This is a genomic window from Geothrix limicola (assembly GCF_030268085.1).
Classification (GTDB): Bacteria; Acidobacteriota; Holophagae; order Holophagales; family Holophagaceae; genus Geothrix; species Geothrix limicola.
In genome coordinates this window covers 892,651-912,915 of record NZ_BSDE01000001.1, presented here as the reverse complement: position 1 = coordinate 912,915, position 20,265 = coordinate 892,651, and the positions used below count along the sequence as shown (strand labels likewise).

General features: G+C 65.4%; 18 protein-coding genes and 2 tRNA genes. 2 read left to right on the top strand and 18 right to left on the bottom strand.

Features of this window, described 5'->3' with window-relative positions:
* Positions 1-111 precede the first annotated feature (111 nt).
* The 9 genes from QSJ34_RS03895 to modA form a co-directional block, all read right to left on the bottom strand.
* Complete coding sequence (locus tag QSJ34_RS03895; protein WP_285570584.1) at positions 112-324, bottom strand: DUF6755 family protein; 213 nt, start codon at positions 322-324, stop codon at positions 112-114.
* Positions 321-896: a QcrA and Rieske domain-containing protein gene (locus QSJ34_RS03890; RefSeq protein ID WP_285570582.1), complete on the bottom strand. Its 576-nt coding sequence runs from the start codon at positions 894-896 to the stop codon at positions 321-323. The genes QSJ34_RS03895 and QSJ34_RS03890 overlap by 4 nt, the downstream gene beginning before the upstream one ends.
* Positions 896-1,477 (bottom strand): 4Fe-4S dicluster domain-containing protein, encoded by a 582-nt coding sequence (locus tag QSJ34_RS03885; RefSeq protein WP_285570579.1) that lies wholly within the window; start codon positions 1,475-1,477, stop codon positions 896-898. Before QSJ34_RS03885 ends, QSJ34_RS03890 begins: the two co-directional genes overlap by 1 nt.
* Positions 1,477-3,738, bottom strand: coding sequence for a molybdopterin oxidoreductase family protein (locus tag QSJ34_RS03880; RefSeq protein WP_285570577.1), 2,262 nt, complete (start codon positions 3,736-3,738; stop codon positions 1,477-1,479). The genes QSJ34_RS03885 and QSJ34_RS03880 overlap by 1 nt, the downstream gene beginning before the upstream one ends.
* A 7-nt stretch (positions 3,739-3,745) precedes the next feature.
* On the bottom strand, positions 3,746-4,858 hold the full coding sequence (locus QSJ34_RS03875) for a hypothetical protein (protein ID WP_285570575.1): 1,113 nt from the start codon (positions 4,856-4,858) through the stop codon (positions 3,746-3,748).
* Positions 4,859-5,166: 308 nt separating this feature from the next.
* Positions 5,167-5,691 (bottom strand): molybdopterin-guanine dinucleotide biosynthesis protein B, encoded by a 525-nt coding sequence (gene mobB, locus QSJ34_RS03870; RefSeq protein WP_285570572.1) that lies wholly within the window; start codon positions 5,689-5,691, stop codon positions 5,167-5,169.
* A complete protein-coding gene (locus tag QSJ34_RS03865; RefSeq protein ID WP_285570570.1) occupies positions 5,688-6,827 on the bottom strand; it encodes an ABC transporter ATP-binding protein in 1,140 nt (379 codons plus the stop codon). Before QSJ34_RS03865 ends, mobB begins: the two co-directional genes overlap by 4 nt.
* The gene (modB, locus tag QSJ34_RS03860; RefSeq protein ID WP_285570567.1) at positions 6,820-7,488 is read right to left on the bottom strand and encodes a molybdate ABC transporter permease subunit; all 669 of its coding nucleotides are present in this window, start codon (positions 7,486-7,488) and stop codon (positions 6,820-6,822) included. The genes QSJ34_RS03865 and modB overlap by 8 nt, the downstream gene beginning before the upstream one ends.
* A gap of 2 nt (positions 7,489-7,490) precedes the next feature.
* Positions 7,491-8,282 (bottom strand): molybdate ABC transporter substrate-binding protein, encoded by a 792-nt coding sequence (gene modA / locus QSJ34_RS03855; protein WP_285570564.1) that lies wholly within the window; start codon positions 8,280-8,282, stop codon positions 7,491-7,493.
* A 113-nt stretch (positions 8,283-8,395) separates the two neighbouring features.
* On the opposite strand from modA, the gene mobA reads away from it, so the two are divergent.
* Positions 8,396-8,971: a molybdenum cofactor guanylyltransferase gene (gene mobA, locus QSJ34_RS03850; RefSeq protein ID WP_285570561.1), complete on the top strand. Its 576-nt coding sequence runs from the start codon at positions 8,396-8,398 to the stop codon at positions 8,969-8,971.
* Between the two features lie 50 nt (positions 8,972-9,021).
* Here mobA and QSJ34_RS03845 read toward each other — a convergent pair whose 3' ends face one another.
* The 7 genes from QSJ34_RS03845 to QSJ34_RS03815 form a co-directional block, all read right to left on the bottom strand.
* Entirely contained in the window at positions 9,022-10,593 is a 1,572-nt protein-coding gene (locus QSJ34_RS03845; protein ID WP_285570558.1) for a hypothetical protein, read from the bottom strand.
* A gap of 313 nt (positions 10,594-10,906) precedes the next feature.
* Positions 10,907-10,983 (bottom strand) — tRNA-Met (locus tag QSJ34_RS03840).
* A 35-nt stretch (positions 10,984-11,018) separates the two neighbouring features.
* Complete coding sequence (locus tag QSJ34_RS03835; RefSeq protein WP_285570555.1) at positions 11,019-11,693, bottom strand: LutC/YkgG family protein; 675 nt, start codon at positions 11,691-11,693, stop codon at positions 11,019-11,021.
* Positions 11,686-13,119 carry a LutB/LldF family L-lactate oxidation iron-sulfur protein gene (locus QSJ34_RS03830; RefSeq protein ID WP_285570552.1) on the bottom strand — a complete coding sequence of 478 codons (1,434 nt, stop codon included), beginning with the start codon at positions 13,117-13,119 and terminating at the stop codon, positions 11,686-11,688. The genes QSJ34_RS03835 and QSJ34_RS03830 overlap by 8 nt, the downstream gene beginning before the upstream one ends.
* On the bottom strand, positions 13,109-13,852 hold the full coding sequence (locus QSJ34_RS03825; protein WP_285570549.1) for a (Fe-S)-binding protein: 744 nt from the start codon (positions 13,850-13,852) through the stop codon (positions 13,109-13,111). The genes QSJ34_RS03830 and QSJ34_RS03825 overlap by 11 nt, the downstream gene beginning before the upstream one ends.
* Positions 13,849-16,701, bottom strand: a complete 2,853-nt coding sequence (locus QSJ34_RS03820) for an FAD-binding and (Fe-S)-binding domain-containing protein (RefSeq protein WP_285570546.1) — start codon at positions 16,699-16,701, stop codon at positions 13,849-13,851. The genes QSJ34_RS03825 and QSJ34_RS03820 overlap by 4 nt, the downstream gene beginning before the upstream one ends.
* A 96-nt stretch (positions 16,702-16,797) precedes the next feature.
* Positions 16,798-18,537: an L-lactate permease gene (locus QSJ34_RS03815; protein ID WP_285570544.1), complete on the bottom strand. Its 1,740-nt coding sequence runs from the start codon at positions 18,535-18,537 to the stop codon at positions 16,798-16,800.
* Between the two features lie 168 nt (positions 18,538-18,705).
* On the opposite strand from QSJ34_RS03815, the gene QSJ34_RS03810 reads away from it, so the two are divergent.
* A complete protein-coding gene (locus tag QSJ34_RS03810) occupies positions 18,706-19,422 on the top strand; it encodes a FadR/GntR family transcriptional regulator (protein WP_285570541.1) in 717 nt (238 codons plus the stop codon).
* An 83-nt stretch (positions 19,423-19,505) separates the two neighbouring features.
* Here QSJ34_RS03810 and QSJ34_RS03805 read toward each other — a convergent pair.
* Both QSJ34_RS03805 and QSJ34_RS03800 read right to left on the bottom strand, forming a co-directional pair.
* Positions 19,506-19,581, bottom strand: a tRNA-Ile gene (locus QSJ34_RS03805).
* Between the two features lie 36 nt (positions 19,582-19,617).
* Positions 19,618-20,241, bottom strand: coding sequence for an LON peptidase substrate-binding domain-containing protein (locus QSJ34_RS03800; RefSeq protein ID WP_285570540.1), 624 nt, complete (start codon positions 20,239-20,241; stop codon positions 19,618-19,620).
* Positions 20,242-20,265 lie beyond the last annotated feature (24 nt).

Below are 20,265 nucleotides of genomic sequence, written 5' to 3'. Positions count from 1 at the left end.
CCATCTCCGGCACATTCTTTTATCCGGTGATGAACGGTGATGGATGGTGATGAAAAGGATCTTCGGTTCTGGCCGTGCCCTATCGACCGGAATGGGTTCTCATCGGCCGTATCAGTCCTTCGGCCCGTGCTCCACTGTGCTGCGGAAGGCGAGGAAGAGGCAGATGGCCGTGAGGGCCAGGGACACGCCGAAAGCTCCTGGCAGGACCTTGCGCTGACCATCGAGCACGGCGCCCAGCACCGTTTCGAAGAGGTAGACCTGGATCACCAGCAGCACGAGGATGACGCCGAGGGCTGCGGGGGAGATGCGGACGCGGGGAGTCATGCCTTCACCTCCTGCCGTTCTTGAAGTTGTTGTTCCTTGGGGCAGTCGGCCCGGCGGTCGAGGTTTTCGAGGGTGGGCTTGGGAAGCTCACCCACGGCCCAGAGGCTGCCGTCGGGGCGGGTTTCCAGGGCGATGGCGGACAGGGGACGGCTGGGCGGGCCCTGCACGGGGAAGCCGCGGTCGGTTTCGAAGAAGCCCAGGTGGCAGGGGCATTCCAGGCGACCACCTGAGAAACGCACGGCGCAGCCCAGGTGCGTGCAGGTCTGCCGGTAGGCCTTCAGCTCACCTGTGGAAGTCCGAAGCAGGATGCAGGCGTCGTGGGCATCCCTGAACTTGAAGAGGCGGCTTTCGCCGGGCTTCAGATCCGAGGCCATGCCCAGGGCGACGGGCTGTCCCGTGAGTCCGGACTCGGGGTCGGAGGCACCTTCGAGAGGCTTCTTCCGCATCCACAGGAAACCAATGCCGGCGGTGAAGCCGGCGCTGACCAGGGCCAGGAAACGGGCGAACTCGCGACGGGAGAAATGGCCTTCCTCGGCGAGTTCAAGGGGGAAGGCGCGACGCCACCAGGTCATCAGAAGCCTCCGTCAATCAGCAGCGCAGCATCCAGGTGCAGGGGCGTTTCGGGGTCGGGCACCATGATGGCGTTCTTGGTCTTCACCCTCACGGTGCCGATGAGGAATTCGCGCAGGGGCTTGTTCTTGCGCATGCCCGCCACTTCGTCCTTGCGCACGAAGAGCAGGGCCTGGCTGGGGCAGACCGTGGCGCACATGGGCTTATGGCCCACGGAGGTGCGGTCGTAGCAGAGGTCGCACTTGAGCATCTGCTCGAGGCCCGAGAACACGAGCGGCACACCGAAGGGACAGCTCAGCTCGCAGTTCTGGCAGCCGATGCAGCGGGGTTTCTGGGCCGCGTGCACGACGCCGTCCTCGCTGCGCTTGATGGCATCCGAGGGGCAGACCTGGGCGCAGATGGGATCCTCGCAGTGCATGCACACGGTGGGCACCGTCTGGGTGCTGTTGAAACGATCCATCTCATCCAGGTGGATCATGGACCGGCCGCGGTGGGTGCCGCATTCGGCGCAGGCGCCCACGCAGGAGCGACAGCCGATGCAGCGCTGGGGATCGATAAAGAAGCCGTAGTCCTGGGGCACCATCAGAACACCTGCTCGGGCATGTCGGTCTGGTTGCTGCGGGCCTCGAAGGCCATGCGCTGCAGTTCGGCCAACTCGGGGGAGAACTGGTCCTTGGTGGTCTTCTTGAGCCGCACGGCGCTCACCTTGAACTCGGGAATCTTCGACACGGGATCCAGGTGCCTGGCCGTGAGCCGGTTGGCCGACAGGGCCCCGGCCCAGTGGTAGGGGATGAACACGGTGTCGGGGCGGATGGTCTTCACCACCTTGGCGGGCAGCACCATGGAGCCGCGCCGTGAGCTGATCTCCACGGCGTCGCCCTCCTGCAGTCCGTACCGCTCGGCGAGCCGCGGATGGATTTCCAGGTAGGGATGCGGGCACTGTTCGACGAGGAAGCCGATGCGCCGCGTCTGGGTGCCGCTCAGGTAATGGAAGACCACGCGGCCCGTCGTGAGCCAGATGGGGTATTCGTCATCGACCACCTCCATGGGCGGGCGGTAGGGCGTCGGATTGAACTTGGCCTTGCCGTCCGGGTGGAAGAACTTCCCGCCTTCGAAGAGCCGCGGCGTTCCGGGATGATCCTCCGTGGGGCAGGGCCAGAAGATGCCCATGTTCTTTTCGATCTTCTCGTAGGTGATACCCGCGTAGTCCGCCGTGCCGCCCTTGGAGGCGATACGCAGCTCGTTGAAGATGGATTCGGAACTGGTGAAGTGGTCGAAGTATTTGCCGCGGCCCAGGCGCTTCGCCAGCTCGACCATGATCTGCCAATCGGGGCGGGCGTCGCCGGGGCATTCCACGGCCTTGCGGATGCGGATGACGCGGCCTTCGGCACTCGTGGACGTGCCTTCGTCCTCCTCGTGCAAGGCCGAGGGGAACACGATGTCGGCGTGCTGGGCGCTTTCGCTGAGGAAGAAATCCAGGCAGACGAAGAACTCTAGCTTGCTGAGCGCCTCCCGGGTGAATTCGGTGTTGGGCAGCGACACCAGGGGGTTGAAGCAGAGCAGCAGCAGGCCCTTGATCTCGCCCGCATGGATGGCATTCATGATCTCCTGGGCGCTCTGGCCCATGCCCGGAAGCTCTTCATCCGTGCAGCCCCAGACCGAGCAGATGTACTTCCGGTGCTCGGGGTTGCTGATGTCGCGGTTGCCCGGCAGCTGGTCGCACTTGTGACCGTGCTCGCGGCCGCCCTGGCCGTTGCCCTGGCCCGTGATGGTGCCGTAGCCGCAGCCGGGCCTTCCGATGCGCCCCGTGGCCAGCACCATGTTGATGCAGCCCAGCACATTGTCCACACCCTTGCTCTGGTGTTCGATGCCGCGGGCGTGGAGCAGGAAGCTGGTCCGGGCCTCGCCCCAGATGCGCGCGGCCTTTTCGATGGCCTCCACGGGCAGGCCCGTGATCTGGCTGGTCCACTGGGGCGTGCAGTCCTTCACGGCCTCCAGGGTTTCTTCGAAGCCGTGGGTGTGCGCCTTCACGAAGTCCCAGTCGATGAGGTTCCACTTGTGCAGCAGGTGCAGGATGCCGTTGGTCAGCGCCGAGTCGGTGCCGGGCTTGAGGGGCAGCACCAGGTCCGCCGTGCGGGCCAAGGGCGTGATCCGCGGGTCCACGACGATGAGCAGGGCGCCGCGGTCCCGGGCGCGCCAGATGTAGTCGGTGGTGATGGGCGAGCACTCGGCCACATTGGATCCGGCCACCCAGATCACGTCGGCCAGCTCAATGTCGGCCCAGGAGTTGGCGGCACGATCGACCCCGAACGCCTTCTTGTTGCCCGCGCCGGCGCTCACCATGCAGAGGCGGCCGTTGTAGTCGAGGTTCTTGGTCTGCAGACCCAGGCGCGCGAACTTGCCCGCGAGGTAGCTCTTCTCGTTGGTCAGGGACACGCCGGACAGCACGGCGAAGGCGTCCTTGCCGTGGGTGGTCTGGATGCGCTGGATCTCGGCCACCGTGCGGTCCATGGCCTCGTTCCAGTCCATGGGCTCGAAGCCATTGGCCGTACGTTTCATGGCCTTGGTGAGGCGATCCGGGTGGTTGCCCTGCAGGTAGCGCTTCACACCCTTGGGACAGAGCTTGCCCTGGTTGAAGGGGAACTCCTCCCAGGGATCGAAGCCGATCACCTTGTTGTCCTTTACCTTCAGCTTGATGCCGCACTGTTGGCCGCAGAAGCAGCAGTGGGTCTCGACGATCTTGTCCGGCGTGGGATCGGCCAGCCAGCCCCCCGGGGGGGCCAGGTTCAGATGGGGGCCGAACTGGGCGCGGAGCTGATCCTGGGAAAGAGGAAGAACGCTCATGGGTACCTCAGGACTTCAAGCTGGTGAGATCGGGAATGGGCTCGGCGTGCACGGGGATGGTAGCGAAGGGATCGAAGGCCCCCTGAAGCCGCTCGCTCTGGGCTTTGGCGACGAGTCGCCGCTTGCACTTCGGGCAGAGATCCAGGTGGTGGATCTCCTTGCCGTGCCGCGCGCCATCCAGGTCGAGTTCTTTCCACAGTGCGCCGAGGTCACGGCGCTGGTTGGCGCGGATGAAGGGGCTGCCGCAGCCCTTGCAGGCGAGGCGTCCCTCGGCTTCTCCGTCAGCCTTGTAAAGGCTGACGCCCACCTGGGCGGGGCGCTGGATGACGTGGAAGAGTTTGCCGAAGGGCAGGCCCAGAAGCATGAGGATCACGGTGAGTTCGTGCATGAAGGAGAGGGTTTCGAAGTTGCGGCCCTGCAGCCACTTCTCCGAAGCCGTCAGCATCAGGCCCGTCATGCTGACGGCGATGAGCAGCACCAGCGGCAGCAGGTCCAGGTCGAAGCGCTGCGTGGCGGTGTCGCCCTCATCCTGCTTGCGGCGGATAAGGCTGAGCACGCAGCCGGCGATGACCATGACGGCGGCGAGATCCAGCACGTGGAAGCTGCAGAAGGCGATGAAGCTGTCGAGTGGGAAGGAACCCGCCGGGAAGCCGAAGAGCCAGGCCTGATAGCGGGTGGCGTCCAGACCTTCGCTGGTGAAGCGCACCCAGCCGAAGACCAGCGGGATGGTCACCGCGAACCCGAGCATGCAGCCCCAGGCGATCAGCGCGTGGGCGCCCCAGCGGCGAAGCGAGCGCTTCTCGATGAAGCGCTGCAGGAACATCTGGTCCAGCGCCAGCACGGCCATGCGGGGCAGGGCCTTGAAGGCCTTGGGCGAGAGCAGGGTGCCCATGGTGTGGCGGAAATACATGCGCGTGGCGGGCCGCTCGATCCAGGTGAAGTAGCGGTAGGCGATGCCGAAGCACGCGAAGAGGGTCGCCAGCAGGTAGCCGAGAAGGGCCGGATCCAGCCAGCGCCCTCCGCGGCTGCCCAGGGCCACCACGCCGCCCAGGACGGCGGTGACCAGGGTGGCCCGGATCAAGGGCCGGGGTTCGAGATCGAGACGGTCTGATAAGGACATGGCGTGTCTCCGGAGACCCTGTCTGGCGTTTCAGAGAATGGGACCCAAAAGGTGGCTGTTTCGGGAACGACAATCAAGACATTTGCAGGGGTGTTTCAGTGGACCAGCCCCAACCGGTTTTCATTCAGCCATTTGGAAGCGCCTATTGAATCCAGGGATGGGCAGGATTCCCTTGGTTTTCTGGCGCCTTTCGGGCTTTAGAATCGGCTGGGCCTGAGGACTGGAGCGGGTGAAGGGTTTAGGATTCATCACTCCGAATTGTAGACCGAGTGCTTGGACCCGGACAATCCACCACCCTGTGACGCAAGTCATAGCGCGACGTCGGTTCCCTTTCGAGGCTCCAGTCCCGTGTGGTTGAGAATGAAACGGGCGATGGCGGCCGGATCGTTCAGATCCAGTTGAGGAATCGTCTGGCCCGGCAGCTTCGTGTCGCTGGCCACGGCGACGATCTCCGGGTCCCCCGGATAGAGCAGGGGCTTGCCTTCCGACTCGCGATGGATTTCCAGCTTGGGATGATGGTGGGTCTTGAAGCCTTCGATGAGGAGCAGGTCCACGGGGGTCATGCGCTCGATCAGGGCCTCGATGCTGGGCTCGGGTTCCTCGCGGGATTCGTGCATGAGCACCCAGCGTGACGAGGTGACGACGAGTACTTCCGAGGCTCCGGCCTCCCGGTGGCGGAAGGAATCCTTGCCGGGCTTGTCGACGTCGAAGCGGTGATGGGCGTGCTTCATCGTCGAGACCTTCAGTCCCATGCCGCAGAGGATGGGCAGCAGCTCCACCAGCAGGCTGGTCTTCCCGCTGCCGCTCCAGCCGACGATGCCCATGACCTTCATGCGTGCCTCCCCTTCGAACCGGCCCCTTCCTCGCGGAACACTTGGATCTTGGTCGCAGGCAGGGCAATCCGGATCGGGTGCCCCGCCGCCAGGTTGCTCCGCTGCACCATCTGACGCGAGGCCGTGAGATGCAGGGTGCGTTCGGCGGCGCCCGGCAGGGCGAGCACCACGCGCGCCGTGTCCCCGAATCGCACCAGGGTCGAGATGGTGCCGCCGAGGTAGGTATGGCCGGGCCGGTCTTCCGGCGTGCCGGGGTAGCGATAGCTCACGTCGCCCGGTGCGATCACCCAGGACACGCGCTCGCCCAAGCTCAAGGGATCTGCCACCAGCGCGAGGATCTCCTCGCCCTCCCAATCCAGGACGGTTTCCCCGGTCACCGCGTCCTGCCGGCGCACCACCGCGGAAAAGATGTTGCGGTTGCCCAGGAGCCGCGCGACCTCGGTCGAGTTGGGCTTCAGCATGACCTCGTCCGGCGTGCCGCTTTGCAGGGTGCGCCCCCGGGAGAGCAGCACCATGCGGGAGGCGAGCATGGCGGCCTCGTCCAGATCATGGGTCACGAGGATCATGGGGATGGAAAGGCCCTGGAGCAGGTCCGCCAGCTCCAGGTAGAGTTTTTCCCGCGTGACGCGGTCCACGGCGGAGAAGGGCTCGTCCATCAGCAGCAGGTCGGGGTTGCGCGCCAGGGCCCTGGCCATGGCGACCCGTTGCTGCTGTCCGCCGGACATCTGGTGGGGTTTGCGGGATTCGAGCCCCTGGAGATGCACGCGCTCCAGCCACTGGCGGCTCCGGGCCCGCCGTTCGGGCACACTTCCGCGATCCACGGCCTCCATGACGTTTTCGAGGGCTGTCAAATGCGGGAACAGGCCGTAGTTCTGGAACACGAAACCCACGCGGCGCTGGCGGGGGCTGAGGTCGAGGTGCCGTTCGCCGTCGAACCAGATCTCGCCCTGACAGCGAATCAGGCCCGAAGCAGGCCGCACCAGGCCCGCGAGGGTGCGGAGCAGGGTGGACTTCCCCGAGCCGGAAGGCCCCACAAGGGCCAGGACCTCACCCGGGGCGCAGGCGAGGGTGGCCTCCAGCGGGATCGGCAGGGTCTGGGAGACCTGCGCCCAGAGGCCTTCGGCGCGCTCAGACATGACGCCTCTTCCGCCGCGCCGTGGCTGCGTATGAGAGCCCGATGGCCGCCAGCGAGATCAGCAGGAGCACGAGCGACATCAGCCCCGCGGCCGAATGATCGAGGCGCTGGGCCTGATCGTAGATGGCGATGGCCATGGTCTTCGTTTCGCCGGGGATGTTGCCGCCCACCATCAGCACGACGCCGAATTCGCCGAGGGTGTGGGCGAAAGTGATGACTAGGGCACTCAGGAGGCCCGGCCAGGCCAGGGGGATCTCGATGCGCCAGAGCGTTCGCCAGCGGGACAGCCCGCAGCACGCGGCCGCCTCGCGGACCTCCTTGGGGATGCCTTCGAAGGCCCGCTGCATGGGCTGGATGGCGAAGGGCAGGTTGAAGATCACCGAAGCCAGCAGCAAACCTTCGAAGGTGAAGGCGAGGGGGCGGCCCGCCAGGCGCGCGTATAGGCCCCCGAGGGGAGACTGGGCGCCCATGGCCACCAGCAGGTAGTAACCCAGCACCGTCGGCGGCAGCACGAGTGGAAGCGCAAGCAGCGCTTCCACGCCGCTCTTCCCGCGGAATGCCGACCACGCGAGTCTTCGCCCCAACAAGATGCCCACGGGAAAGAGGATCAGCATGGTCCAAAGGGCCAGGCGGAGCGAAAGAGAGAGGGCGGTCCAATCCACGCTCAGGGTCTTTCATCGGGAAGGACGAAGCCATGCTTCTGCAGGATGCCCCGGGCTTCGGGCTGCTGCAGGTAGACGTAGAAGGCCTTGGCGGCGGGCCCCGCCCCCTTCATCAACACCATGCGCTGGGCCAAGGGGCGGTGCCATTCCGCAGGGATGAGGGCGAAGGTTCCGGCTTCGGCGATCCGCGGTAACCGCGCCAGCGAATAGGCCAGGATCCCGCCCTGGGCGCTTCCCGAGGCGGTGAATTGGGCTGCCTGACTCGCGTTTTCCCCCAGCACCAGCTTCGGCCGGATGGTTTCCCACAGGCCCGCCCTGCGGAGCGCCTCTTCGGCCCTCTGGCCGTAGGGCGCGTGCTCGGGATTGGCGATGGCGAAGGATCGGAGGCGTCCGTCCTTCAATGCCACGCGAAGGTCCTCCAGGCTGCCGTCTGCCTTCAGGGGCGAACCCCGGGGCACGAAGAGGCCGATCCGTCCGATGGCATAGAGGGTTCCGGCATCCATCGTCCTGCCGGCCTGGGACAGGCGGGTCACGAAGGCTTCGTCCGCCGACATGAAGAGCTGGAAAGGGGCACCTTGTTCCAGCTGCCTGGCGAATTGGCCCGAACTGCCGAAGGCGAGCTTCACCTGCAGGCCGGTGCCGGCGCTGAAGTGCTGTGCGACCTCTTCCAATGCGAACTGGAGGTCTGCCGCGGCGGCCACCACTGGCACGTCCTTCGAGGGTGCGCGCCGGCAACCCACGAGGGATAGAACCAGGATCAGGGTGTAGGTCAAACCGCGCGACCAACGTGACATGCGTACTCCAATGCCTTTTGAGCATGACGGCAAATCGTCCGGCGAGCATCCTGGAATGAACCGTGAGGATGTGGTGAGGGCGGTCAGATGAAGGTCGGCGAATGAAGGTCGGGATGCTGCTGCTCACGGGCGGGCGGGGCTCCCGCATGGGCGCGCCCAAGCACAACCTGGCCCACCCTTCGGGCGCGAGCTGGGGAAGACACCTCATCGACGTATTCCGGGAAGTGTTTCCGGAAGGCCCCGTTCAGGTGCTCGGAGAACCTCTGCAGGACCTGCCGGAGCTGCCCCTGGTGGAAGATCCCCGCGAAGGGCCTGCGGCGGCCCTCCGCGCCTGGGCCCTGGCGCCTAGTCCCGCAGCGGACCTGTGGTGGGTGGTCGGTTGCGATCAGGTGCGCTGGCGAGCAGACGCGTTGAGGGCCTGGATCAATCAGGCCGAAGCCCTCGATCCGGCCCATGAACGTTGGATCCTGGCCCGGTCCGAAGGCATGCTGCAACCCTTGGGCGGCTGGCTGCCCGCGGCGCTCCGCCCGAACCTCGCCCAGGCCCGCGGGGCCTCGCTTCGGGACCTCGTGAACGCACTGCCGCACCTGATCTTGGATAGCGGCTTGGAGGGCTGGCGGGATGTGGATACCCCCGAGGAGCACACGGCCTTTCAGGATGAAGTGAAAGCCTGGAGACCTTCCGACTGAAGCAGGGCAGCTTCCTGCCAAAGACCAGAGCCTAGGCCTCAGGACTCGGTTCAGCGCCCAGTCGGGCTCGGAGCCTTCAACAACGCCACCGTGGCCGTCCCTCCGGCCCGGACCTGCAGCCGCACCACGGACATGGTCCGCCCGAGGGGGCCGCGTTCCAGACGGGCCTTCTGCGCTTTGCCGTTGACCCGGAGGACCTGGTGGCGCCCCTCGAAGGCCGCTTCCCAGGTCAGGTCCGGCCCGCGCTCATTGTGAAAGGTGCTGGAGCGCCCCGCCTCGTGCCGGAGGCCGATCTGGTTGTCCCTCACCGGCAGGTGCCTCAGCTCCACCCAGCCAAGCTTGCCGAGGGCGGGCAGGGTCCTCACGGCCACGGGCGCCGGAGCCTCCCTCCGCAGGACTGAGAAGGGGGAGGTGGGCACCACCTCGATCCCCATCAGGCCCGTCACGATGGCCCCCACCACCGAAAAGGAAACCTCCGGATATTCCTGCCTCGACCGGCGTTCCTGCGTGAGATCCAGCAGCTGCTGGCTGGCCAGATCCGGAAGGCCGCACCGGTACAGGACCTCGGCCTGGTGGGATTGTCCCTCCACGCTTTCGGAGGAAGGATCCTTGCGGATAGCCGCCACCAGCTCATCGACGGCCCCCTTGGCCTGGGGGCCTTCGTTCACGATCCCGTAATAGAGCGGGTCCAGGCCTCCGCGCCCCTCGAACGAACCTGGCCCCAGCGCCGTGGCGTGGAAGTAACCGCCCTGCGGATTCCACCAGGTCGTGTTGACGAGGGCGCGGACGCCTGTGGCCTTCTTCCGGAATTGACGGGCCCTGTCATGGCTGCCGCGGAGATCCTGGATCTGGGCGTAGGCCTGGTAGGCGGCGTACTGGGTGCCCAGCAGATCGAGGCTGGCGCAGTAGGGCGAATCCCCCTCGTCATAGCCGGGGATGCCGCGTGCCCCGCGGAACTTCAGAGTCGAGTCCTTCGCCGGGGTCTGGTTCATCGCGCGGCGCCGCTGCATGATCCGGTCGAGCCCCAGGTCCCAGCGCTGGACGTACTCGTTCACCGTCCGGTCGTAGAAATTCAGGAAGGCGGGATCGTTCAGATAGGCCGCATCGCCCGTCCAGAGGTACATGCGGTAGCAGCAGTCCAGCACGTCGAAGTTGGCCGGCAGGTTGTACCAGAAGTCCTTGTCGTCCTTGTAGTCGGCCGGCGCGGCGCGATTCAGCCGATCGATCTCCCAGTAGCTGCACCAGTCCCTGGATTCCGAAATGTTCTCCGCGAAGCGGTGCAGCATGTTCTTCGTGTGCCGGGCCAGGCCGAGCGCCTGCGCCCCGTTCGCCTGATGGGCCGTGTCCCGCATGCAGAAGGCCATTCGCCCAGGCAGCGCGGCCTCGTACCAAGGCCCCACGGGGTCCCCCTCGAAGACGTAGGCCAGAGCCTGCTTCTTTGCCCAGGCGAAGCCCTTCACCAGGTCTGCGTCCGAAGAGGTGAGTTCGAGTTCGGCCTTCGCATCCGACGGGTTGGATCCAGCCCTTAGGATCCCAAGGGAACCTGCGATGACGACGAACGCCACCACCGTTCGCATGACGGATGAGGCGTGGTGGGTAATCGAGTTCTTGAAGCAACGCATGGGACTCCTTGGCTGAGGCTTGGAACGGACTGGTAATGCGGACACCGCGTGGGGTTGTTCGAGGTCAAGCTGTCTTTGATATTAATATCTGATGTTTCTAAGGAGAATCTCAGATCTCGAACCACGCGCCCAAGACTCGGCCGACAGACTCGAACTGGCGCGTGGCTGGCCACGCCCGCGGACGCTGCGCAGGCCCCACTGGGGCCTTGCTCGCTGCGGCCTATCGGGCCGCCACTGCTTCTCGGCAGTCCGAGTCTGCCTTCCTTGCCGTACGTACAGAAGAAGATCGGGGCCGTGGCTCCGATCTTCTGAGTGGTGGCTGGAGGCAGACTCGAACTGCCGACCTAGGGATTATGAGACCCTCGCTCTAACCACCTGAGCTACCCAGCCAGAACGCACAGTGTAGCGTAGGCCTGGGCCTGCGTCTACGAGAGATCTTGCACGAGCACGACGATGAGGCGCTTGGGGCCGTGGACGCCATAGGCGAGAGTTTGCTCGATGTCGGCGGTCTTGCTGGGGCCGGAGATCATCAGGGCGTTGGGGGGCAGGCGGCGTCCCCATCCCAGGGACTTCACGGCGGACCAGAACGTGTTCTGGATGGTGGAGGCCCGCAGCAGGGCGATGTGGATGGGCGGTACCAGGGACATGAGCCGGGGTTCGGCGGGGCCGGGCATCAGCAGCAGTCCGCCGGTTTCGGCCACGCCGCCCACGGTGTCAGTAAACCCGGCATCGACGCCCGTGAAGAGCTCCTCCTTGAAGGTTTCCACGGGACGGTCATAGGGCAGGAGCTGGGTGCCGCCGGGGGTCCAGGCGTCTGCCAGAGCGGCGCCCGCTTCGCTGGCCGGCCCGAAGAGCAGGTTCTTCAGCCCCTCCCGGTCGCAGAAGGCACGGACCACCGCGGGCCAATCGGCGGGGGTGGCGTCGAGGAATTCCGTGTGGACGGCCTCCATGCCTTTCCGCAGGCGGACGACGCGTTCGGCGGCAGGCCAGGCGCGCCGTTCGAGCACGGCGGTGTCGAGGCCGGGCAGGGGGCCCGTATCCATGGAAGCGCGGAGGCGGCCCAGGATGGCGGAGCGGGCATCGGCGGTGGCGTTAGTCATGGCGGGCTCCCTCGGCGCGCATGCGCTCTTGCAGTGAGCGGCGGGCTGGAACGGGTTTGGTGCGGGTCCGCGTCCAATCCTTGATGAGCGGCGCCCCGGTCGGCAGAGCCTTGCCGAAGCGCGTGGCGAACCAGGCGGCCAGACGATAAAGGGTGGGGCGTTTGAGCACGCCGGCCCAGAGTCGCCAGGCCCAGTCTTCCGTGGCCGTGCGGCCCGTGCCGCGACCTTCCACTTTGGACCCGGCATCCTCATGGGTGGCCTCGCGGCGCAGGCGCACGAGGATTTCGGGAATGGGAATTTCGACCGGACATACCTCCGCGCAGGCGCCGCAGAGGCTTGATCCATGGATCAGGTCGTGGCGGACGCCGACGCCTTCCATCTGGGGCGTGAGGATCTTGCCGATGGGGCCGGGGTAGACGGCCTCGTAGGCGTGGCCGCCCACGCGGGTGTAGACGGGGCAGTGGTTCATGCAGGCGCCGCAGCGGATGCAGCGCAGGGTGGCACGCAGCTGGGGATCGGCGTAGATCCGCGAGCGGCCGTTGTCGAGGATGACCAGATGCACTTCCTGGGGGCCATCCTTCTCGCCGGTGCCTCGAGGGCCCGAGATCAGGTTGAAGTACGTGCTCACGGCCTGGCCCGTGGCTGAGCGCGTGAGGATCGAGTACAGCGGCGCCACGTCCTCCAGGCGCGCCACCACCTTCTCCAGGCCCATCACGGCGATGTGCAGGGGCGGCACGTGGGTGCTCATGCGGCCGTTGCCTTCGTTCTCCACGAGACAGAGAGTCCCGGTCTCGGCCACGGCGAAGTTCACGCCCGATAGGCCCGCGTCCGCATCGAGGAATTTCTGGCGCAGCACCTTGCGGGCCATGGCCGTGAGCTCATCAACGTCCTCGGTGTACTTCGCGTCCTTGATCTTCTGGCTGAACTGCCGGGCGATCTGATCCTTGTTCTTGTGGATGGCAGGCATGATGATGTGGCTCGGCGTCTCGCCATCGAGCTGGATGATGTACTCGCCGAGGTCGGATTCGAGGGCCTCGATGCCCTTGGATTCAAGGAAGGCGTTGAGGTGCATCTCCTCGGAGACCATGCTCTTGCCCTTGACGAGGGTCTTGGCACCCTTGGCCTGGAGCAAGCCCAGGATGAGCTCGTTGGCCTGTTCGCAGGTCTCGGCCCAGTGCACCTGGATGCCGTTCTTCCTGCAGCTGGCTTCCAGCTGCTCCAGCAGATCGGGAAGGTTCAGCAGGCTGCGCGAGCGGATGGCCGTGCTGAGATCCCGCAGATCCTGCAGGTCGCGGGGATCCGGGAACTGGGCTCGGCGCTTGGAAATGAGGCCATCCATGGCCCGGCGGAAATTGGCCCGGAGCTGGGGATCCAGCAATGCCTTCGCAGCGGCGTCGCGGAAGTGGATTTCGGATTCAACGTGCATGGGTCCGCTCCCACAGGAATTCAGCGATGTGCTGGACGCGGAGGGGGCTCTGCTTCGCCTCCAGAGTGCCGTTCACATTGAGCAGACAGCCGCCGTCCGTGGACAGGACCACGGAGGCGCCGGTGGCTTCGGCATCCGCGGCCTTGTCGCAGGACATGGCCCCCGAGATCTCCGGCTGGCGCACGGAGAAGGTGCCGCCGAAGCCGCAGCATTCATGCTCCCGTGCCAACGGGGCCAGGGTGACATTCGACAGCTGGCCGATCAGGGACTGGGGTTCGCCCTTCAAGCCCAGATCGCGAACGGCGTGACAGGAACTGTGCCAGGTCACCTTCACGGGCTCGCCCAGATCCTTCAGTTTCACGTCGAGGACCTCCACCAGGAACTGGGTCAGCTCGAAGACACGGGCGCTGAAGGCGCGGACCTTCGCCTCGTCCGGCTGGCCGTGGAACAGTTCCGGATAGTGCACCTTCATCATGCCGGCGCAGCTGCCCGAGGGCAGGATCACGGGCAGGTCCTGGGGGAAGAGGGCGACCTGGGTGCGGGCCACGTCACGTGCCTCCTCCCAGTAGCCGCAGTTGAAGGCGGGCTGGCCGCAGCAGGTTTGGCCCTGGGGGAAGATCACCTCCAACCCGGCCTCCCGCAGGAGCTGGATGCCTGCCATGCCCGCATCCGGAAAGAAGAGATCCACCAGGCAGGTGCCGTAGAAGTAGACCTTGGTCGGTTTCGAGCTCACTGGACCACCTCCGGCCGGGTCGCGGATTCCAGCAAGTATAGGAAGCTCCGATAGACCGCGCCGGTGGATCGCGTCATGCCCACCTCGCAGGTGCGACTGCTGGCGTAGTGGCCGTCGAAGGCCTGGGCCTTCACTTCGCGGGCCTCATGCTTGGTGGCCGAAGCCGTCAGCTCGGGGTGGGTGAAGCCCCGGTCCCCCGCGAACCCGCAGCAGCCGGCGTCGCGCGGCACCACCACGTTGTCAGCACAGGCCTTGGCCACGCCTTCAAGCTTGGGCAACAGGTTCATCTTGGTCACCGAACAGACCGGGTGCAGCGCCACCGAACCCACCTTGTGCGTGACCCGGAGCCGCGGCAGCAGCACATCGTGGGCGAAGGCGGTGCTGTCGAGAATCCTCAGCTTGTCGAACTTCGCCTGGTTCTCAGGCGTCAGATAGGCACGGCTGGTGATCATGCCGTAGGTGCAGGGACTGGTGTCCATGACGATGGACAAACGGCCCCCGTCGCTCCATTCCCAGAACTTTTCGATGGCATGGTTCACGGTGTACTTGTGGGCCAGGTCGAAACCTTTGGACGAGAAGGGCACGCCGCAGCAGGTGCCTTCCACATCGCGCGGGATGTGGACCGGAACACCGGCCCGCTCCGCCACCTTCACGAGGGCCTCCACGAGGCTCATCTCCTCGGGTTCTCCCGGCAGGTGGCCCATCATGCGGGAGATGCAGGCGGGGAAGTAGATGGCCTGGGCCTTCTCGTTCGAAGTCAGGGGAAGGGGCGCCTTGGTGGCCTTGGGCATCTCGGGGCTCCACTGGTGGGAGGCGCCGAAGGTCTTCAGGACCCGCGTGATGAAGGGCATCACCTTGGGTCCGAAGAGGCTCTGCACGAGGTGACCCGAGCGCAGGGCCACTCGCATGATGGGTTCCACGGTGGCGAAGTTCCGCGCGACGGAAAGAGCGATCTTCTGGGCCCGTCGGCTGTGGTTGGCCCTGCGGAAACGCTTGGTGAGCTGGCCCGTGTCGATGCTGACGGGGCAGGCCGTCGCGCACAGGCCGTCCACGGCGCAGGTGTCCAGCGCCATGTAGGGCCAGGCTTCTCGCAGGGAGGCGAGCAGGGCGGGGTTCTCGCGGCTGGATTCGAGGCGGGCCATCTCGCGGCGCACGACAATGCGCTGGCGGGGCGTGAGCGTGAGTTCGCGGCTGGGGCACTTGGGCTCGCAGTAGCCGCACTCGATGCACTTGTCGACTTCCTCCTCCACGCCGGGCATGGGCTTGAGGTCGGCCAGGTGGCACTTGGGATCGGCGTTGAGGATGACGCCGGGGTTCAGCAGGTGCTCGGGATCCACGAGGGCCTTGAGCTTTTCCATGACGGCCTTGGCTTCCGGTCCCCATTCGGCTTCCACGAAGGGGGCCATGTTGCGGCCCGTGCCGTGCTCGGCCTTGAGGGCCCCGTCGTATTTCTTGACGACCAGTTCCACCACGTCATCGATGAGCGCCGAATAGCGGTCCACCGCGGCCTGATCGTTGAAGGACTGGGTGATGACGAAGTGCAGGTTGCCGTCCTTGGCGTGACCGAAGAGGATGGCCTCGTCATAGCGGTGCTTGGCGAAGAGCTTGGTAAGGTCCACCGCCGCGTCCGCCAGTTTGTCGATGGGGAAGGCCACATCCTCGATGAGCACCGTCGTGCCGCGCTTGCGCACCGCGCCCACGGAGGGGAAGGTGCCCGACCGGATCTTCCAGAAGAGGGCCTGCTCCACGGGATCATGGGTGAAGCGGGCGGGCTCCAGCAGGGTGAGGTTCCCGGCGGCGGCCAGGGCGAGGCGCTCCAACTCGGCGCGGGCCGACTCGTTGGGGCCCTGGAACTCCACGAGGAGGGCGGCGGCGCCTTCGGGCAGGGTCTTGATGGAGGGCGGGGTGCCCGGCTGGTTCTCGACGGATCGCAGGGAGGCGCGGTCCAGCATCTCGAGGGCAGCCGCGCCCGCGTCGCGCAGGGGCACAATGGCCGCGCAGGCGGCGTGGAGATCAGGGAAGAGCAGGAAGCCCGTCACCTTCACGGGCAGATCGGGCACCGACTTCAACACCGCCTCGGCGATGAAGGCGAGGGTGCCTTCGGAACCCACCAGCAGGTTGCGGAAGATGTCCACCGGCCGATCGAAATCGATGAAGGCATTCAGCGAATAGCCCGTGGTGTTCTTCATGCGGTACTTGGCGCGGATGCGCTCGGCCAGGGGCCGGTTGGCCAGGAGTTCGGCCTTGAGGTTCAAAAGCCCTTGCGCCAAGGCTGGCTCCAGGGCGCAGAACTGTTCATTGGCGTCGGGCGAAGCCGTATCGATCACGGTGCCCGAGGGCAGCACAAAGGTCAGCGATTCGAGCGTGTGGTAGGCGTTCTGCGTCACGCCGCAACACATGCCGCTGGAGTTGTTGGAGAGGATGCCGCCCACCGTGCAGGTGTTGATGGAGGCGGGATCGGGGCCCATCTTCGCCTTGAAGAACTTGAGGGCATGGTTCACGTGGGCGCCGATGACGCCGGGCTGGACCTTCACCTTGGCGCCGCCCTCCAGCACCTGGATGCCGCGCCAATTGCGGGCGACTTCCACGAGGATGCCGTCCGACACGGACTGGCCCGAGAGGCTGGTGCCCGCGGCCCTGAAGGTCATGGGGATCTTCCGTTCGCGGCTCAGACGGAAGAGCGAACGAACCTCCTCCACGTTCGACGCGAAGGCCACGGCCTTGGGGATGAGCCGGTAGAAGCTGGCATCCGAGGCGAAGGCGATGAGGTCGACGGGTCGGTCGAGCACGCGGTCGGGCCCCACGATGGCCGCGATGGATTCCCTCAGGGGGGTACTGGCAGTGGTCATGAAAAAGATCCTCATTCCTTGCGGGGTGGTGCGAAATCCCGCCGACAGGTGTTGAGGTCGGCGGGATTCCATGCGTTCGTCGAAAGGCCGCCCTGCTTACTTCGCGGGGACGGGCAGGGCGGGAGCGGCGGGCGCCGCCGTCGTGCCTGTCGGAGCGGGAGGCGGGAGCTGGGGCATCCAGTTCGCGGGCAGGACCTTCGCGTAGAGGAAGATCACGATACCCACCATGGCCGCCAGGGAGAGGCTGTGGAAGAACACGTAACGGAGGATGGTGCCCTCCTCGCCCTGCTGGTTGGTGGCGACGGAGGCCACCACGAGGCTCTGGGCGTCGATCATCTTGCCCATGACGCCGCCGGTAGTGTTGGCCGCCGCGGTGAGGATCGGGTTCAGGCCCAGCTGCTGGGCGGTGATCTTCTGCAGGCCGCCGAACAGTACGTTGGCGGAGGTGTCGCTGCCCGTGAGGGCCACGCCCAACCAGCCCAGCATGGCGCTGAAGAAGGGGAAGAGAGCGCCGGTGCTGGCGAAGGCCAGGCCCATGGTGGCGTCCAGGCCGGCGGACTTCGACACGAAACCGAGGGCCAGCATGGCCGCGATGGTGAGCAGGGAGATCTTCACGCGATTGATGGTGTGGCCGAAGATGCGGACCAGGGCCATGGGGCGGAAGCCCAGCAGGAGGCCGCTGCAGATGCCCGCGAGCAGCAGGCTGGTGCCCGTGAGGGAGAGCCAATTGAAGGTCCAGGTGGCCGGTTCGACGGAGGCCTTGGCGACCACGGGCGGGGCCTTGATGACGTTCTTGTGGAGCAGGGGGATCTCGAAGGTCTTGACGGTGTACCCCGCGAGGAAGTTCGGCTTCTCCTTGGTGCCGCCATTGAGGAAGGTCTTCACCTGCGGCGTGCCCCAGGCGAACACGAAGAGGGAGAGGAACACCCAGGGCATCCAGGCCTTCACGACCTTGCGGGTGGGCTGCTCGACCTTGGCGGCGTGGGGTTCTTCCCGCTCATGCTCGTAGCGCCAGGTGGTCTTGGGCTGCCATACCTTCAGGAAGAGCACCAGGGACATCATGGAGACGATGGCGCCGATGATGTCCACCAGCCAGGGGCCATGGAAATTGCTCACGGCGAACTGGGTGATGGCGAAGCTGCCGCCCGCCACCAGGCAGGCCGGCCAGACTTCCAACATGGCCTTGCGTCCGGCCATGGTCCAGATGATCCAGAAGGGCACGATCAACGAGAAGAAGGGCAGGATGCGGCCCGCGGCAGCGCTCAGCATGTCCAGGGGCAGGCCGGTGACACCGGCGAGCGCGATGAGGGGGCTACCCAGGGCGCCATAGGCCACGGGAGCCGTGTTGCCGATCAATGCAAGGCCGGCGGCCTGGAGAGGGCGGAAGCCCAGGCCGATGAGCATGGCGGCGCTGATGGCCACCGGGGTGCCGAAGCCCGCGGCCCCTTCGATGAAGGCCCCGAAGCTGAAGGCGATGAGCAGGGCCTGGATGCGGCGATCCCCCGCCAGCCCCGCGATGGAGTGCTTCACCACCTCGAAATCGCCGGATTTCACGGTGATGTCGTAGATGAAGATGGCGTTCAGCACGATCCAGCCGATGGGCGCCAGGCCGAAGAGGGCGCCGTTGACGGCGGCCATGCCGGCCAGACCTGCAGGCATCTTGTAGACGGCGATGGCGACGGCCAGGCAGGTGATGAGGCCCAGGATGGCGGAGTAATGGGCCTTCACGTGCTTGGCCAGGAAACCCAGGAGCACAAAGACCGGCAAGGCGGCCACCAGGGCGGAAAGAAAGATATTCCCCGCCACGGGGGAATAGACCTGAGTCCAGGGGGTCATGAAGCCTCCTTTAAGGGGGTAGATGATGGATAGATAGCGTTTTTGAAAAGATCCTGGCCGAAGATTACAATGGGTCTAGTGGTCAGACCAGTAGTGAGCGTGGTATTTTGATCACAGGTTGCATGTTCTTTTTTCCTACTGTTTAGACGTCCATTTCAAAGTGACCCCATGGATTTCACCCCGATAAAGACCAAGCGCCTCTACGAAGAGATCGTGGAGCAGATCAAAAAACTCATCACCGATGGCCGGTTGAAGCCCGGGGACAAGCTGCTGGCCGAGCGGGAACTGGCGGAACAGTTCCAGGTGAGCCGCGCCTCAGTGCGGGAGGCCATCCGGACCCTGGAGATGCTCGGTGTCATCGATATCCGGCCGGGAGAGGGCACCTTCGTGCGAGGCACCGAGACCGACGACATCATCCGGCCTCTGGCGATGTTCCTGGCGGTGGAGCGCAGTTCACTTCTCGATATGTTCGAGATGCGGCGCATTTTCGAAACGGCCACGGCCAGCCTGGCCGCTGAACGGGCCACGGAAGAAGAGCTGGATCACATCGAGGCCATGCTCGAAAAGATGCGCGAACGGTTGAATGTGCTCGATCCCGAAAAGGGCGAGGAATTCGACGCGGCCTTCCACTACGCCGTGGCCGAGGCCACCCACAACAGCCTGCTCACCAAGCTGTTCAAGACCGTGTCCGAGGAATTCGCCAAGGCCAATTCCGTGGCCCGGCGACAGCTGTACCACGACAACATCCAGAACGCGCAGCGGATCATCGATCAGCATTCCGAGATCCTGGAAGCCATCCGCTCCCGGTCTCCCAAGAAGGCGTCCGAGGCGATGCTGGCCCACCTGATCTTCGCCGAGGGGGAACTCCGCAAATGGATCATCTAGGCAATCGCCTTTAACAGCCAAATATGACAAGGGTTAACGAGGACACTTCATGTGCCCTCGTCCTTGTCGCCAGCCATGGCAAATGGTGGCCCCGGTGGGGTTCGAACCCACGACCAAGCGGTTATGAGCCGCCAGCTCTGACCGCTGAGCTACAGGGCCGCAGCCAGTGTAGCAAATGGAATGAGGCGAACCAGCCTAGAGCCCCTGGATGGAACGGCCGCCCACGGCAAAATCCAGCAACTGAAGCATGCGGTCGGCGAGGGTCAGAAGGTCCTTCGACTCCAGCAGGAACTGGCGTTCCGTGGGCTCGAAATCCAGAGCCATGGCCAACGTGTTCAATCGGCCGATGTCTTCCAAGGGAAGATCGAGCAGCTCTTTCAATTGAACTTCGATCCCTTCGGATGCAGCGTAGGCGTGCAACGATTCCATCAGGCGGCGCCGGTGAGGTCCCGGCCAAAGCACCGAAGCATCGAATGGCACAGTTTCGGTCCTGGCCTGACGGTACGGCTTTCCCGGGGCTTCTTCGAGGATCTTCACGGAGTTCTTGCCTTGAAGCAGCAGGTTCCACCTGCCCCCGGTGAGGGGTTCTGCTCGCACCACTTCTGCCAGGCAGCCCGTTTCAAACACGGGCGCCTTTTCCCCGAGGGCGCCCGCCTCTGGAGCTTCCCGCATCAGGGCGATGACCAGGTGGTGGTGGGAATTGAGCACCTCCACCGTCATCTCCTGGTATCGCGGCTCGAAGATGTAGAGCGGCAGAAAGGTCTGCGGAAAGAGCACGACCTGGGGCAGGGGGAATAGGGGCAGAAGGGCTGGTAGCATGAACACCTTGCTCGTCATAGCATC

What these genes read in the sequence shown, in the direction of transcription:
- QSJ34_RS03895 (WP_285570584.1), bottom strand. Translation starts at nt 324, where the DNA reads ATGACTCCCCGCGTCCGCATCTCCCCCGCAGCCCTCGGCGTCATCCTC.
- QSJ34_RS03890 (WP_285570582.1), bottom strand. Translation starts at nt 896, where the DNA reads ATGACCTGGTGGCGTCGCGCCTTCCCCCTTGAACTCGCCGAGGAAGGC.
- QSJ34_RS03885 (WP_285570579.1), bottom strand. Translation starts at nt 1,477, where the DNA reads ATGGTGCCCCAGGACTACGGCTTCTTTATCGATCCCCAGCGCTGCATC.
- QSJ34_RS03880 (WP_285570577.1), bottom strand. Translation starts at nt 3,738, where the DNA reads ATGAGCGTTCTTCCTCTTTCCCAGGATCAGCTCCGCGCCCAGTTCGGC.
- QSJ34_RS03875 (WP_285570575.1), bottom strand. Translation starts at nt 4,858, where the DNA reads ATGTCCTTATCAGACCGTCTCGATCTCGAACCCCGGCCCTTGATCCGG.
- mobB (WP_285570572.1), bottom strand. Translation starts at nt 5,691, where the DNA reads ATGAAGGTCATGGGCATCGTCGGCTGGAGCGGCAGCGGGAAGACCAGC.
- QSJ34_RS03865 (WP_285570570.1), bottom strand. Translation starts at nt 6,827, where the DNA reads ATGTCTGAGCGCGCCGAAGGCCTCTGGGCGCAGGTCTCCCAGACCCTG.
- modA (WP_285570564.1), bottom strand. Translation starts at nt 8,282, where the DNA reads ATGTCACGTTGGTCGCGCGGTTTGACCTACACCCTGATCCTGGTTCTA.
- mobA (WP_285570561.1), top strand. Translation starts at nt 8,396, where the DNA reads ATGCTGCTGCTCACGGGCGGGCGGGGCTCCCGCATGGGCGCGCCCAAG.
- QSJ34_RS03845 (WP_285570558.1), bottom strand. Translation starts at nt 10,593, where the DNA reads ATGCGTTGCTTCAAGAACTCGATTACCCACCACGCCTCATCCGTCATG.
- QSJ34_RS03835 (WP_285570555.1), bottom strand. Translation starts at nt 11,693, where the DNA reads ATGACTAACGCCACCGCCGATGCCCGCTCCGCCATCCTGGGCCGCCTC.
- QSJ34_RS03830 (WP_285570552.1), bottom strand. Translation starts at nt 13,119, where the DNA reads ATGCACGTTGAATCCGAAATCCACTTCCGCGACGCCGCTGCGAAGGCA.
- QSJ34_RS03820 (WP_285570546.1), bottom strand. Translation starts at nt 16,701, where the DNA reads ATGACCACTGCCAGTACCCCCCTGAGGGAATCCATCGCGGCCATCGTG.
- QSJ34_RS03815 (WP_285570544.1), bottom strand. Translation starts at nt 18,537, where the DNA reads ATGACCCCCTGGACTCAGGTCTATTCCCCCGTGGCGGGGAATATCTTT.
- QSJ34_RS03810 (WP_285570541.1), top strand. Translation starts at nt 18,706, where the DNA reads ATGGATTTCACCCCGATAAAGACCAAGCGCCTCTACGAAGAGATCGTG.
- QSJ34_RS03800 (WP_285570540.1), bottom strand. Translation starts at nt 20,241, where the DNA reads ATGCTACCAGCCCTTCTGCCCCTATTCCCCCTGCCCCAGGTCGTGCTC.